The 14,152-nt window shown below is 42.0% G+C and carries 13 protein-coding genes; 12 read left to right on the forward strand and 1 reads right to left on the reverse strand.

Annotation, left to right across the window (positions count from 1 at the left end):
- Nucleotides 1-122: 122 nt before the first annotated feature.
- From FH971_RS00345 to FH971_RS00375, 7 genes are all read left to right on the forward strand, one after another.
- Nucleotides 123-320 carry a formate dehydrogenase gene (locus tag FH971_RS00345; protein ID WP_137223988.1) on the forward strand — a complete coding sequence of 66 codons (198 nt, stop codon included), beginning with the start codon at nt 123-125 and terminating at the stop codon, nt 318-320.
- Nucleotides 321-338: 18 nt separating this feature from the next.
- On the forward strand, nt 339-3,197 hold the full coding sequence (locus FH971_RS00350; protein ID WP_140232912.1) for a formate dehydrogenase subunit alpha: 2,859 nt from the start codon (nt 339-341) through the stop codon (nt 3,195-3,197).
- 28 nt (nt 3,198-3,225) lie between these two features.
- Nucleotides 3,226-3,822: a formate dehydrogenase FDH3 subunit beta gene (fdh3B, locus tag FH971_RS00355; RefSeq protein ID WP_137223984.1), complete on the forward strand. Its 597-nt coding sequence runs from the start codon at nt 3,226-3,228 to the stop codon at nt 3,820-3,822.
- Nucleotides 3,823-3,870: 48 nt separating this feature from the next.
- A complete protein-coding gene (locus FH971_RS00360; protein ID WP_137223982.1) occupies nt 3,871-4,887 on the forward strand; it encodes a formate dehydrogenase subunit gamma in 1,017 nt (338 codons plus the stop codon).
- A gap of 125 nt (nt 4,888-5,012) precedes the next feature.
- Complete coding sequence (locus FH971_RS00365) at nt 5,013-5,465, forward strand: GNAT family N-acetyltransferase (RefSeq protein ID WP_140232914.1); 453 nt, start codon at nt 5,013-5,015, stop codon at nt 5,463-5,465.
- A 131-nt stretch (nt 5,466-5,596) separates the two neighbouring features.
- Entirely contained in the window at nt 5,597-6,466 is an 870-nt protein-coding gene (locus FH971_RS00370; RefSeq protein ID WP_140232916.1) for an EamA family transporter, read from the forward strand.
- 127 nt (nt 6,467-6,593) lie between these two features.
- Nucleotides 6,594-6,926, forward strand: coding sequence for a DMT family transporter (locus tag FH971_RS00375; RefSeq protein WP_140232918.1), 333 nt, complete (start codon nt 6,594-6,596; stop codon nt 6,924-6,926).
- A 218-nt stretch (nt 6,927-7,144) separates the two neighbouring features.
- Here FH971_RS00375 and FH971_RS00380 read toward each other — a convergent pair whose 3' ends face one another.
- Entirely contained in the window at nt 7,145-8,308 is a 1,164-nt protein-coding gene (locus tag FH971_RS00380; protein WP_137223968.1) for an iron-containing alcohol dehydrogenase, read from the reverse strand.
- A 284-nt stretch (nt 8,309-8,592) separates the two neighbouring features.
- On the opposite strand from FH971_RS00380, the gene FH971_RS00385 reads away from it, so the two are divergent.
- The 5 genes from FH971_RS00385 (at nt 8,593) to FH971_RS00405 (ending at nt 14,006) form a co-directional block, all read left to right on the forward strand.
- The gene (locus tag FH971_RS00385) at nt 8,593-9,462 is read left to right on the forward strand and encodes an AraC family transcriptional regulator (protein ID WP_140232920.1); all 870 of its coding nucleotides are present in this window, start codon (nt 8,593-8,595) and stop codon (nt 9,460-9,462) included.
- A 90-nt stretch (nt 9,463-9,552) separates the two neighbouring features.
- Nucleotides 9,553-9,876, forward strand: coding sequence for a N(4)-acetylcytidine aminohydrolase (yqfB, locus tag FH971_RS00390; RefSeq protein WP_137223964.1), 324 nt, complete (start codon nt 9,553-9,555; stop codon nt 9,874-9,876).
- A 316-nt stretch (nt 9,877-10,192) separates the two neighbouring features.
- Nucleotides 10,193-11,530 carry a coproporphyrinogen III oxidase family protein gene (locus tag FH971_RS00395; RefSeq protein WP_137223962.1) on the forward strand — a complete coding sequence of 446 codons (1,338 nt, stop codon included), beginning with the start codon at nt 10,193-10,195 and terminating at the stop codon, nt 11,528-11,530.
- 217 nt (nt 11,531-11,747) lie between these two features.
- Nucleotides 11,748-12,593: a PfkB family carbohydrate kinase gene (locus FH971_RS00400; protein ID WP_140232922.1), complete on the forward strand. Its 846-nt coding sequence runs from the start codon at nt 11,748-11,750 to the stop codon at nt 12,591-12,593.
- A gap of 249 nt (nt 12,594-12,842) precedes the next feature.
- Entirely contained in the window at nt 12,843-14,006 is a 1,164-nt protein-coding gene (locus tag FH971_RS00405; protein WP_140232923.1) for an MFS transporter, read from the forward strand.
- The last annotated feature ends 146 nt before the right edge of the window (nt 14,007-14,152 follow it).

Genomic DNA, 14,152 nt, shown 5'->3' on the forward strand with positions numbered 1-14,152 from the left:
TCTACTATGGCTCCGAAAATAATCACTACCTACTATGAAGTAGTATTTATTCAATATTATACAACAAGAATGCAACCTCTATGAGGTGCGGCAGAAGACAATCGTTTTCGATGGGAGATTAAATGAGTAAGCAACAACCTGATTTAAATCGTAGATCTTTGCTGAAAGCTATCACTCTTGGTGGTACAGCAAGTGTCGCGATTGCCGTGACAGGCATTAAGGTTGCCCAAGCAACTGAAAAAAGTGCTAGCACTTCGCACACTAATGGCTATCAAGAAACGGCCCACATCAACAGTTATTACGATAGCTTACGCGGCTAGTTTAGGAGAATTTAAGCGATGAAATTAACTCGCAAGTCAATCACGGCTCCTACCAATGAAGCTTCAAGTAAGCTTGGTATTAATCGTCGTCAATTTATAAAACAAATGGGTATTGCTACCGGTGGTATTGCGGCTGCATCAATGATGGGCACAGGCATGATCCGTCGTGCTGAAGCGAAAGATGTACCCTACGATGCACCAACAGAAATCAAGCGCACTATATGTAGTGCTTGTGCGGTAGGGTGTGGTTTATACGCTGAAGTACAAAATGGCGTGTGGACAGGCCAAGAACCTGCATTCGACCATCCATTCAATGCTGGCGGACATTGTGCCAAAGGTGCTGCATTACGCGAACATGGCCATGGCGAAAAACGCGTTAAATACCCAATGAAATTGGTTGGCGGCAAGTGGAAAAAAATATCTTGGGAGCAAGCTTTTAACGAAGTGGGTGACAAGATGTTGGATATTCGTAAAGAGTCTGGTCCTGATTCAATTTACTTTATGGGTAGTGCTAAGTTTTCGAACGAAGGCTGCTATATGTATCGCAAATTTGCAGCAATGTGGGGTACGAACAATATCGACCACTGTGCGCGTATTTGTCACTCTACCACGGTAGCCGGTGTTGCTAACACTTGGGGCTACGGTGCGCAAACCAACTCTTTCAATGATATTCAAAACGCCAATGCAATCTTTTTTATCGGTTCTAATCCTGCCGAGGCGCATCCAGTTGCAATGCAACATATCTTGATCGCGAAAGAGAAAAACAACGCTAAAATAATTGTTGTAGATCCACGCTTTACTCGTACTGCTGCACATGCAGACTTACATTGTGGCCTACGTCCTGGTACTGACATCCCGTTTATTTACGGTATGTTATGGCACATCTTTGAAAACGGTTGGGAAGATAAAACCTTTATCCAAGAACGTGTTTTCGAAATGGAATCTATTCGTGCAGAAGCCAAGAAGTTCCCACCAAAAGAAGTAGCCAGTATCACAGGTTGTAGCGAAGAAGAGGTTTACCAAGCTGCGAAACTGATGGCCGATAACCGTCCAGGTACTGTTATTTGGTGTATGGGTGGTACTCAGCATCACGTCGGTAATGCTAACACTCGCGCTTATTGTATTTTACAACTTGCACTTGGCAACATGGGTGTATCAGGTGGTGGTACTAACATTTTCCGTGGTCACGATAATGTGCAGGGTGCGACTGACTTAGGTTTATTATTCGATAATTTACCAGGTTATTACGGGTTAACTTCTGGAGCATGGGCACATTGGACCAATGTTTGGAGCCTAGATTTAGATTGGGTTAAATCACGCTTTGATCAAAACGAATATTTAGGCAGTTTGCCAATCAACACTCCGGGTATTCCATGTTCTCGCTGGCATGATGGTGTGTTAGAAAGCGCTGAGAATTTAACTCAAAAAGACAATATTCGTATGGGTTTCTTCTGGGGACAGTCAGTTAACACCGAAACCCGCCAGAATGATGTTCGTGATGCACTAGACAAGATGGACACTGTGGTTGTAGTTGATCCATTCCCAACCATGGCAGCCGTTATGCACCGTCGTACAGATGGCGTGTACTTGTTACCTGCAACGACTCAATACGAAACAGAGGGTTCAGTCTCTAACTCTGGTCGTAGCCAACAATGGCGTGAAAAAGTGATCGAGCCATTATTTGAATCGAAAACTGACCTTGAAATTATGTACCGCTTATCGCAAAAGCTTGGCTTTGATAAAGAGTACACCAAGCGTATCGCTAAAGATGCCAATGACATGCTAGTGATAGAAGACGTGACTCGCGAAATTAACCGCGGTATGTGGACTATTGGTATGACAGGCCAAAGCCCTGAGCGTATTAAACTGCACACCCAAAACTGGGGATTATTCAGCAATAAAACGTTGGAAGCTCCTGGTGGCGAAGTTAAAGGTGAAACTTATGGTTTGCCTTGGCCATGTTGGGGTACGCCAGAACAGAAACACCCAGGTACACAAATTCTGTATGACACAAGTAAACATGTGTCAAAGGGTGGTGGTAACTTCCGTGCCCGTTTCGGCGTTGAATACCAAGGCGAGAATCTGTTAGCAGACGGCAGCTTTTCTAAAGGTGCTGAAATTGAAGATGGTTATCCAGAGTTCACTGCAGACATGCTTAAGCAGCTTGGCTGGTGGGATGATTTAACGGCCGAAGAGAAACAACACGCTGAAGGTAATAACTGGAAAACCGATATTTCTGGCGGTATACAGCGTGTCGCTGTTAAACATGGTTGTACTCCTTACGGTAATGCTAAAGCACGTTGTATCGTGTGGAATTTCCCTGATCAGGTGCCTATTCACCGCGAACCACTGTATACACCACGTCGTGACTTAGTGAGTAAATATCCAACTTACGATGATATGCGAGTTTATCGTTTACCAACTTTATATAAAACAATTCAACAGCATGATAGTTCAGTTAAATATCCATTAATACTGACATCTGGTCGTTTGGTTGAATATGAAGGTGGTGGTGAAGAGTCGCGTTCTAACCCTTGGCTTGCAGAACTACAGCAAGAAATGTTTGTTGAAATGAACCCTGCAGATGCTGCTGATCGCGGTTTGCGTGATGGTGACTCAATATGGTTAGAAGGTGCTGAAGGCGGACGCATTAAGATTAAGGCGATGGTAACTCCACGCGTTAAGCCTGGTGTGACTTGGATGCCATATCACTTTGCTGGCGTAATGCACGGCGAAAGTTTAGCGGCTAATTACCCTGAAGGCACAGTGCCTTTCGTTATCGGTGAATCAGCGAACACTGCAATGACTTATGGTTATGACCCTGTGACTCAAATGCAGGAAACCAAGGCGTCGCTTTGTCAGATTGAAAAAGCGTAATTGCAGTTAAGCGAGGAGAATTGCCAAAATGGCTACAATGAAATTTCTATGTGATACCAAGCGCTGCATCGAATGTAATGGCTGTGTCACCGCATGTAAAAACGAAAACGACTCTGCTTTAGAGTGGGGTATTCAACGTCGCCGCGTGGTGACATTAAACGATGGTGTTCCTGGTGAAGCGTCAATTTCAGTCGCATGTATGCATTGTTCTGATGCTCCATGTATGGCTGTATGTCCGGCCGATTGTTTCTACCGTACCGAAGACGGCATAGTGCTACACAACAAAGATACCTGTATTGGTTGTGGCTACTGTTTTTATGCTTGTCCATTTGGTGCACCACAGTTCCCTAAAAAGACTGCATTTGGTAGTCGCGGAAAAATGGATAAATGTACTTTCTGTGCTGGTGGCCCAGAAGAAGATCATTCTGAAGCTGAGCGCCAAAAATACGGTTCTAACCGTATTGCGGAAGGTAAATTACCAATGTGTGCCGAGTTGTGTGCGACTAAAGCATTGCTTGCGGGCGACGCCAATATCGTGTCTGACATTTATCGTCAGCGCATGGCTACACGTGGTAATCCAAATGCCATTTGGGGTTATGATCCTAAAACGGGTGAATCAGTCTAATTAGAGCATGGGCTGCGACTTTGTTCGCAGCCATATAAAGGAGTGACAATGTTAACTTTAACGTTAAACAAATCATTGCGCAGAATATTTGCTCTATTAGTTCTGTGTATGGGATTGGGATTTGCTACATCGTCGGTGTATGCCGCCGATGAAAAATCAAGTCAAGAACAAGCAAGGTCGATGACTGGAGATGCAGATCTCTGGCGTGACATAAAAGCGGGTAAAGCTGGCTATAGTACATATAAAGGCGTAGACGCAGGTGTGTTGGTAAACGTTGCAGGTAACGAAGGTAAAGAATTACGAAATACTTACCTTAAGCCTGTATTCGCTTTCGCTTTTGTCGGCGTTTTTGCCGCTTTTCTCGTGTTTTACTTTGTGAATGGCCCAGCTACGCTGAGTAAAGGCTTTTCGGGTAAATTGGTATTTCGTTGGAGCAAAGCTGATCTGTGGATACATTGGATTCTGGCCATATCGTGCTTAGTTTTGATGTTAACCGGTTTAGTCATTATGCTTGGACGGCATTTTATCGCCCCTTATGTCGGAGACGGTATTTGGGCGGCAACAATTGCATTCAGCAAGTTTAGCCATGATTGGTCAGGCCCTATATTTATGGTGTCTTGGTTAGTGTGTGTTATTAAGTGGATGCCGTTACAAACTATTAAACTGTATGATTTAAAATGGTTTTTAGTGGTTGGTGGTTACATTAACTTTGGTCCGTTTAAAGGCAAACACCCAGACAGTGGTTTTGCCAATGCGGGTGAAAAAATGTGGTTCTGGAGTTTAACTATTTTTGGTTTTTGCATCAGTGTCACTGGGGTTATGTTAGTTTTCCCTATGCTTGATTTACCTCGCATTTGGTCAATGCTCGCTCTGCTTATACATGGTGTTAGCGCAGTGGTTATTGTCGCGTTTACCATAGTGCATATTTGGATGGCAACTGTACTCAGCGAAGGCGGTATGGAATGTATGGTTTCAGGTTATTGCGACGAAAACTGGGCTTCACAGCATCACAACTTGTGGTACGACGAAATCAAAGCTAATGGTACGTTAAAATACAAAGAATAAACGGGTAAAACGAGTGTAAACACACTTGTTAACTGCATAAATAAAACACCTTGTTAGGTCACTAACAAGGTGTTTTTTTTATTGAAAATAATGCAAAGTAATTAAAACGTGTAATGGGTGGTTTTATGAAATATAAATGCGATCTTGGAACGATATCAGACATTGTATCTGTATTGGCGCAAGTACCTGAATTTGGTCCTGAAATCTCTGCAGACATCATTGAAAAGAGACTGGCAGAGAAAAAACATCTCATTTTAATTGCTCGGTACCATAACGTTCCTGTTGGTTTTAAATTGGGTTACGAGTTAACTGATGGTCTGTTTTACAGTTGGTTAGGCGGTGTTGCACCTGAACATCGAAAAATGAAAGTGGCTTCTCAACTGCGTTTACTTCAGGAATCATGGGCAATTGAAAATGGTTTTAACACTATTAGGGTTAAATCTATGAATCAGTTTCCGGCTATGCTGCAAATGCTTATTGCGAGTGGTTATCAAATTTGTGGATATGAAAATAATGGCTCGATTACGAGTAGTAAAATTGAATTTATAAAATGCTTATCATCACAACAACCAGAGTAAAATATATTGTCGTTTGAATGTCTTTATTGCTTAACTGCTATCGAGATTGTGGATGATAATAATTACTGCAGGGATTCACTTGTCTCAGGTAGAATGCCTCCTCTTGTATTTTCATTTTTGGATATATTTTAATGCAAATCAATCGCGGACTGCTAACGGCTGTAGGTTGTGTTTTATTGGCTATGATCACCATACAGTCTGGTGCATCTTTAGCTAAGCAACTTTTCCCTATCGTTGGGCCTGAAGGCACAACAGCTTTGCGTTTAGGTTTTGCTGCAGCTGTTTTGTGGTTAGTGTTCCGTCCTTGGCGTGCACTACCTCAGGGCCGAGATTGGCAAAGCATTATTATTTATGGTTTGTGCCTTGGTGGAATGAATATCTTATTTTATCTTGCGATTGAGCGTATTCCGTTAGGCATTGCTGTCGCGCTTGAGTTTACCGGCCCTCTGGCGGTAGCCTTATTTAGCTCAAAGCGCAAAAGCGATTTGTTTTGGGTGGCATGCGCCATCGCTGGAATTTTACTTTTACTGCCTAACTTATCTAGTGCGCAAGGTCTTGACCTTAGTGGTGCGTTAATGGCGTTAGGCGCTGGGGGGTGTTGGGCTGGCTATATTTTGTTTGGTACCCGTACTGGCAAGCAAGGATCGGGTGGTATTACCGTTGCTTTAGGCATGACTGTGGCCGCCATAGTGCTGGTACCTGTAGGTGCTATGAGCCAGGGATTAGCGTTAATTAGCTGGGAAGTATTACCTCTTGGATTATTGGTTGGTGTGTTATCCAGTGCCTTACCTTATTCTTTGGAAATGGTGGCCCTAAGAAATATGCCAACACAGGCTTTTAGTGTGCTAATGAGTTTAGAGCCCGCGATAGCCGCATTAGCTGGCTTTATTATATTGAGTGAACAACTGACTTTATTGCAGTGGTCTGCCATCGGGTTGGTTATTATCGCATCTATAGGCAGCAGCTTTACCCCTAAAAAAGCCATTGAGATGAGCGTGTAATATTAGCGATTAATTTCTTGTCTATCTTTAGTTTCTAATCAATAGATCACACTTTCATTTTTTACTTTTGCTTATCACTATTTAGTCTTTATACTGCGCGACTGTTTTGTCTGCGTAGAAAGTAAAAATGAAAAGTTGGATATTTTTAAGTGTGGCTATCTTAACTGAAGTTTTGGCCACTTCAGCGCTTAAAGCAAGCGATGGATTTTCAAAATTAGCACCTTCAATTGTGGTGGTGGTTGGCTATGTATTATCTTTTTACTTTCTATCGTTAGCGTTAAAAAGTATTCCTGTTGGTATCGCTTATGCCACTTGGGCTGGGCTTGGAATTGTATTAATCACAGTTATCGCTTGGGTGATGTATGGACAAAAATTAGATGTAGGTGCACTGGTGGGGATGACGTTAATTCTCGCTGGTGTAGTGGTAATGAACCTATTCTCAAGCGTTACTCCGCATTAATCGGTAATCATTAACTAGACTCCTTATTATCGCTCCTTTGTTTAGTTTCTTTATCTTTATATGGCATTCATTCTTCATATAGGATGCTAATGCGCCACCCGTTTAGGGCAACAAAAAGGGCTTAACAATGATAGTCATTGTTAAGCCCTTTTTAGTTTGAAATATAGCAACTTAATCCCAAACAAATAATGAGTTCATTGTTTGGGTTATAAGCACTATTACCACGCCATGTCTAAAATCTTGCGGCTGGTGGCCAAGTCTACTTTGCCACTTTCAGATAATGCGGTCATACCATGTGCTTCTAAAGCATCGACTACTAGACCTAGTTGATCTTGCGTTACACCGTGATCGCGTAAACGTACAGGTAAGCCTACTTGCTTGAAGAAAGCTTCAGTTTTGTCAATGGCTTGATCTACACGACTGTCTTCGTCACCTTCTGTGATATCCCAAACACGTGCTGCGTATTGTACTAATTTAGCGTGTTTTTGCTCTTTCAACACACGCCATAGCGATGGTAATACTACGGCTAAGGTTTGTGCGTGGTCGATATGGAATAGTGCGGTTAGCTCATGTCCAATCATGTGAGTTGACCAATCTAATGGCACACCTGTACCTATCATGCCGTTTAGGGCAGATGTAGCGCTCCACATTAAGTTAGCGCGGGCATCGTAGTTAGTTGGCTCTTCAACAGTGATAGGGCCAATTTCGATTAAGGTGCGCATAATGCCTTCTGCCATGCGATCTTGTACGCGGGCATCAACAGGATACGTTGCATATTGCTCAAGCACATGCACAAACGCATCGACAACACCGTTGGCGACTTGAATTTTTGGCAAGCTGAAGGTTAATTCAGGATCAAGCATGGCAAATGTTGGGTACACACATGGGTGGTTTACTGGATACTTACCGCCTTGATAACTGACGACTGCAAAGGCGTTCATTTCTGAACCCGTAGCCGGTAGGGTAGCAATAACGCCAAGTGGAATAACCTTGTCATTAGCCACTGGAACCGGTGTAAAGCCGTGATGTAATAGACTTGCTGTGTCGCCATCAAACTGAGTCGCCAGTGCGATAAACTTAGTGCCGTCCATAACCGAACCACCACCAACAGCCAGTAAGAAGTCGATTTTTTCTTTACGGGCAACGTCTACAGCTTGCAACAGTGTTTCGTATTTAGGGTTGGCTTCAATGCCACCAAATTCAAATACTGTACGATTACCTAATGCGGCTTTCACTTTATCGAGTGTACCGAAACGTTTCACGCTACCGCCACCGTAAGTGATTAATACTCGCGCATTGGCTGGAACAAGTTGGTCTAACTCTGCAATACGGTCTTTACCGAAAACAACATGAGTAGGGTTACGATAATCAAAATTAAGCATAATTGGTGCCTTTTGGTTTAGCGGTGAAACAAATAATTGGCTGATGTTTGTATATAAAGAGTACATGTACAACTTGTTGATGTATGGATTTCTTATACATAACAGCAAGGATAAATCATGTGGCTATGATAGCCCTTTGAGTCAAAATAAACATACACAGAACTATCGCGTTCATGCCTATTCCTCTCTTTATTGTATAAATATGATGGTTTTTTGATAAATTTAATACCTTTTACTGCTTTTTTGCTAGTATCGGTTTCATGATTTTTTCTGAGGCGAAGGATATGAGTGAGATAGCAACATTAATGGCACAGCTAGCCCCAAAAGAAGGGGTCAATGATACTCATTTATCTGGCGTGCATGTGTTTCGCAGTTCACAATATGGCGCACGCGGGCCATTGTGCTATTCACAGGGAGTGCTTATTGTTGGCCAAGGTAAAAAGCGGGTTTATGTAGACAATCAAACTTTCGACTATGACCGCCAGCGCTCATTAGTGATGACAGTCCCATTGCCGGTAGAATGTGAAACCTTTGCCAGCATTGAAGAGCCAGTATTGGTATTGATGGTGGATATCGATTTAGTGCAACTTAATTACATTATTCGGCTGATGGACGAACATCATCAAATCCCCAAAGATTTAAACGGGTCACGCCAGAGTGGTTTTTTTGTTGCCGATAACACTGAAGACATGGATTGCAGTGTTATTCGACTATTACAAGCATTGCAGTCGCCATTAGAGGCTAAAGTAATGGGCGAAGCGCTCGTGCTTGAGTTGTTATATCGCTTGTTAGATTCGCCCAATGCGGCACCGCTTTTTGCGTTATCGTTAAGTCATACTCGTTTATCTAGGGTAGAAAAAGCCCTTAACTACATCCATAAACATTATGGTGAGTCGGTTGAAGTAGACACATTAGCTGGCTTGGTTAATATGAGTCCGTCGGCATTCCATCGTAGTTTTAAAGAAGTTACCGCTTCATCACCTATACAATATTTAAAGAAAATTCGCCTGAACAAAGCTAAGGCGTTGTTACAACTGCAACATTTAAAGGTAAAAGAGGTATCAACTCAGGTGGGCTATGAAAGTACCGCCCAATTTAGTCGCGAGTTTAAACGTTACTTTAATCAAAGCCCGGGCGAGTACGCGAGGTTATAAATCTGATTTTAGCTTGAGTCATTAGCGCTGACGCGGCGCTTTATGTCGTTAATTTATATTGTTAATTTAAATCATTAATTAAGGTTGCTAATGATTACTGCACCCACAGAAATAACCTTTTTTGAGTTTTTAACGCCCTTCGTTGCATCAGGGCAAAAAACGATTACTATCCGCGATGCCAGCGAGAATCATTATTTACCAGGTAGCCAAGTTGAAGTGTTCACCCTCGAAAGACATACAAAGGTGTGCGACATTATCATTTTGGCGGTGGAACCATTAAGGTTTGATGGCATTAATGAGTTTCATGCTACTCAAGAAAGCTTACCATTAGCTGAGTTAAAGCAGTTAATCCAAACAGTGTATCCTAATCAGCAAACCTTATTCATGATTTCATTTAAATTGGTTGATGTTTAATAATTTTTATCAATAGCTTAATAATTAATCTCCCTCACTTTATTCCCATACGCGTCCAACGTTGGCAGCCCGTGCCGCTTGCTTTGTGTTATTGATGAGTCATTAAATTTTTTAAGATAAAACAGCCGTGTCTAAAACATGATCTGCTTAACAAATAGGTAGAGATAAGCATGTTAGTTTGTATATTTATTGGCTAGTTCACATTTTAGCTATCTCTAAAGTGATATTTTGTTTTTCTGCTTATGGTACGCGTCTTTTATTGTGCGCTTTTTATCAATGGTTTTGCTCTCAGGGCTTAATTCAATTAGGATTTTTTATGTCTCCAATTATTCAATCAGCCAGTCAAGAGTTGATTAAACCTTATCAGTCTAATATTACGGTACCCAATTGGATGATCAGCTCTATGGAGAAGGTGATGCAATTTTATGTTGATAAAAATTTGCGTCTCGACACCATCTCTACTGACCGTATGCCAAAGCCTGTCGAAGGCAAAAGATACATGTTGTATGCACATATTCCGTTTTGCCATACCTTGTGTTCTTTTTGCACCTTTCACCGATTTTTATTCCGCGAAGACAAAGCGCGCGAATACTTTGTTGCGCTGCGTAAAGAAATGCAAATGGCTAAAGATTTGGGATATGAGTTCCAATCTATGTACATTGGCGGCGGTACCACAACCGTGCTTGAAGATGAATTAGCCCGCACAATCGAACTGGCAAAAACGTTATTTCCAACGATTAAAGAAGTGTCTTGTGAGTCAGATCCACAGCATTTAGCTAACCCTGAGTTTAAGCAATTAAAAGGCTTAGTTGACAGAATGTCGATTGGGGTACAAAGCTTTGATGATGGCATTTTAAAAATGACCGATCGCTTAGACAAGTTTGGTTCAGGACAACAAACTTTTGACCGTATTATGGCGGCTAAAGAACTGTTTCCGATTATTAACGTTGATATGATTTTTGGTTTTCGTGGTCAAACTGATGAGATTATCCAATCCGATCTCGAAATGGCATCTAAACTTGATCCTCGCCAAATTACCACCTATCCGTTAATGATTACCCACCAAACCCGTAAAAGTGTTAAAGGCAGCTTAGCAGCACCCCAAGGTGAAATGGTTAATCAATATCGCCAGATTTTAAACCACTTAACAGGACAATATACACAACTGTCAGCGTGGGCATTTGGTAAAACCAATGACGAAGGTTTTGATGAGTACGTTATTGATTATGATGAGTATTTAGGTATAGGTTCTGGTTCGTTTAGTTTTTTAAATGACACCTTGTATGTGAATACATTTTCACTGAAAAAATACCAACAACGCATTGCTGAAGGCCGCATGGCTGTTGAGCAACAGAAAAAATATCAGCTAAAAGAAGTGATGCAATATCGCTTTTTACTAGGGATGTTTTCTGGACGCTTATCGCGTAAATATTTCCGCGATACGTTTAACGTTAATTTAGACACCGCCTTATTCAAGGAAATGTCTTCAATGAAAGCTATGGGGGCACTTAAAAATGACCCTGTTAATCCTGACGAATTGATTGTGACCGATAACGGCAAAATGATTGGGTTATTGATGATGAAAGAGTTTTACTCTGGCATGGACAATGTGCGCGCCCAATTACGTCAACCACTTGCCGAAGCAGATATGTAACCTTGTCTTGTGATGAGCAATTTAAGGCCGTGATTATCACGGCCTTTTTGTTGCGTCAATGGTAGTCATTATCTTTTATTCAAGTGTTCATCTTCTTCTTATATTTATACTCTCATGCATCGAAAAGCCTGAATCTACCTGAACGGTACAGATAATTAACCTGATTGGTATTATACTCAAGGTTCTTTTTAGGTATATTTTTTTTGGGGTGAGTTGCATGGCCAATATTCTTTTGCTTGCCAATATCAATTGCGACCGAATTTTACGTCTCGATAAACCACTGCAAACCGGTGGTCGATTTCATTATCAAGACGGTGGGCTGCGTTTAGGCGGCGGTGGGGCGAATACTGGGTTGGGGTTAGTGTGGGCTAAACACAATGTGTCATTGGTGAGCGAGGTCGGTAGTGATGACATAGGTGACTGGATTTTAGCTAAAGCGAGTACTTTAGGGCTCGATTGTCGCTTAGTGCATCGTTTTAATGGCAATACTTGCGAGATGTTATTAGTCATGACACCTGATGGTGAGCGCACTATTATTCGCCCACAACGGCCTATTTTTGAACTGCCTGCACCACCTGATTGGCGACATTGGGATGTTTTTTATATTAACTCTTCAGCAAAAGGTGCGGGCGCTTGGGCAGCGAATGCTATAGCGTCTAATCCTAATTGCAAAGTGATATCACAATTGGCGAAAGATGAACGCAACCGACCTTGCCATGTGTTGATAGCTTCAATTACCGATATGCAAGGCCGCTGTAACCAAGACCCATGGGCGTTTGCTCAAGCTATTGCGGGTGAGGCATTGGCCTATTTTATTGTCACAGATGGTGAAAAAGGTGCCACGGTTTATAGTGAGGCTGATGAACAGCATGTGCCGGCCATTATTGCTGATGTAGTTGATACGACTGGGGCGGGTGATGCTTATGCCGCTGGGGTCATCCATGGTATATGCCAACATATGTCGATTACCGATGCGATGCATGAAGGCGCGTTGTGGGCCTCTTTTGCTGTGGCGACACAAAGTTCGATCCCCGGAAATGCATTAAAACGGTATTTAGCATAATTGTTCAAGTTAACTCAGACAATTAGTCATTTAATAGTGTGTCATGGTCTTTTTTGTAATTGTCACGTTGTAATCGTCACTTTTTTCATTATGGGACTATGACTCAAACTGTATCAATGGTTAGCCGCTATTGCTCTGCTCAAATGCCGCCGGTAGTTGCTATGTGTAGCTTGTTTTACCCTTGGCTAAGCTTTTAATTAATATCCACTGAAGGCCTATCACACCAATAGACTGGGAGTTAGAGCTGTTATGCATTCTCTCAAAAATAATATCTATGCAGTGTCATTGTTATTTATCTTTAATGGCTGTTTGTTTGGCTCGTGGGCGGCAAAAGTGCCATTTTTCAAACAGAAATTTGCCTTAGATGAACAAACATTATCGTTGTTTCTGCTATTGCTTGCATTCGGTGCGGTGGTGTCATTTCCGTTGGCGGGAAGGTTAAGCGATAAGCTGGGCGTACAAGTTATGTCAAAACTGGCTTATGTGTTGTATCCCATTCCTTTTATTGGGTTAGCCTTAAGTAATAATACTATTTTTCTCGCGGTCGCATTGTTTTGTTTCGGATTTTTACACGGCGGAATGGATGTGGTGATGAATAGCTGGGCGGCAAAAACAGAAGGATTGACGAATAAAAAACTGATGCCTTTCTTTCATGCCATGTTCAGTTTAGGTGCAGGGGTTGGAGCGGCCAGTTCGGTGTTATTGATGTGGGCTGATATCGGTACCTTAGTTCATTTTATTATTATCTGTGGCTTTTTCGCGCCATTTTACATGTTACTTCGTCAACCTAAACTTATTACCGCAACAACCGTGCAGAGTGCTACAGGTGTTGTTGATGACAACACTAAGTTACCTAAGCTATTTTTGGTTTCAATAGGGCTGATTGCTATGTTTTGTGCTTTGGGCGAGGGGGCTGTAGCCGACTGGAGTGCGGTTATTATGCGCCAAGAGTTTGCTACCGATATGAGCTTTGCCGGTTGGGCATACGCAATATTTTCAATCTTTATGGTACTTGCAAGGTTATTCGGTCATACCGTTATTGATAAATATGGTGTCACTTTAGTCGTTAGAGGATGTGCATTATTCAGTCTTTTGGGGGTGATGATGATTATATTGGTGCAATCACCTTATATTGCTCTGCTTGGCTTCGCATTTATGGGGGTAGGTTACTCTATTATTGTGCCGCTAGTGTTTTCAAAAGCTGCTTCTGTTAATGAGCACAAGTCGGGCGTTGCGATTGCATTTGTCGCGACATTTACCTATGGAGGTTTGTTGTGTGGCCCCGTTATTATTGGTGTGCTAGCGCATCATACTTCGTTAAAAGAAGCCTTGTATTTATTGGCCGTGTTACCCGGATACACATTAATGAGGGCTTTTTTGCTGGCCCCCAACTATCAGAAGATCAATCAATAACCTCAATTTTAGCTAAAGTATATTTAATCACGCAACGACAAGATTAATTAAGCTGTCTTGTTAGTTTAATGCGTTTTTGTCAGCTATCGCTTCAAGTGCAGTGTTTTCAGCATTCGGTGTTTCTTGATACCACAAAGGCCTTTTAG

This window comes from Shewanella polaris (genome assembly GCF_006385555.1).
Lineage (GTDB): Bacteria > Pseudomonadota > Gammaproteobacteria > Enterobacterales > Shewanellaceae > Shewanella > Shewanella polaris.

Excerpts from the sequence above, each read along its gene's own strand:
- FH971_RS00345 (WP_137223988.1), top strand. The coding sequence starts at position 123 with ATGAGTAAGCAACAACCTGATTTAAATCGTAGATCTTTGCTGAAAGCT.
- FH971_RS00350 (WP_140232912.1), top strand. The coding sequence starts at position 339 with ATGAAATTAACTCGCAAGTCAATCACGGCTCCTACCAATGAAGCTTCA.
- fdh3B (WP_137223984.1), top strand. The coding sequence starts at position 3,226 with ATGGCTACAATGAAATTTCTATGTGATACCAAGCGCTGCATCGAATGT.
- FH971_RS00360 (WP_137223982.1), top strand. The coding sequence starts at position 3,871 with ATGTTAACTTTAACGTTAAACAAATCATTGCGCAGAATATTTGCTCTA.
- FH971_RS00365 (WP_140232914.1), top strand. The coding sequence starts at position 5,013 with ATGAAATATAAATGCGATCTTGGAACGATATCAGACATTGTATCTGTA.
- FH971_RS00370 (WP_140232916.1), top strand. The coding sequence starts at position 5,597 with ATGCAAATCAATCGCGGACTGCTAACGGCTGTAGGTTGTGTTTTATTG.
- FH971_RS00375 (WP_140232918.1), top strand. The coding sequence starts at position 6,594 with ATGAAAAGTTGGATATTTTTAAGTGTGGCTATCTTAACTGAAGTTTTG.
- FH971_RS00380 (WP_137223968.1), bottom strand. The coding sequence starts at position 8,308 with ATGCTTAATTTTGATTATCGTAACCCTACTCATGTTGTTTTCGGTAAA.
- FH971_RS00385 (WP_140232920.1), top strand. The coding sequence starts at position 8,593 with ATGAGTGAGATAGCAACATTAATGGCACAGCTAGCCCCAAAAGAAGGG.
- yqfB (WP_137223964.1), top strand. The coding sequence starts at position 9,553 with ATGATTACTGCACCCACAGAAATAACCTTTTTTGAGTTTTTAACGCCC.
- FH971_RS00395 (WP_137223962.1), top strand. The coding sequence starts at position 10,193 with ATGTCTCCAATTATTCAATCAGCCAGTCAAGAGTTGATTAAACCTTAT.
- FH971_RS00400 (WP_140232922.1), top strand. The coding sequence starts at position 11,748 with ATGGCCAATATTCTTTTGCTTGCCAATATCAATTGCGACCGAATTTTA.
- FH971_RS00405 (WP_140232923.1), top strand. The coding sequence starts at position 12,843 with ATGCATTCTCTCAAAAATAATATCTATGCAGTGTCATTGTTATTTATC.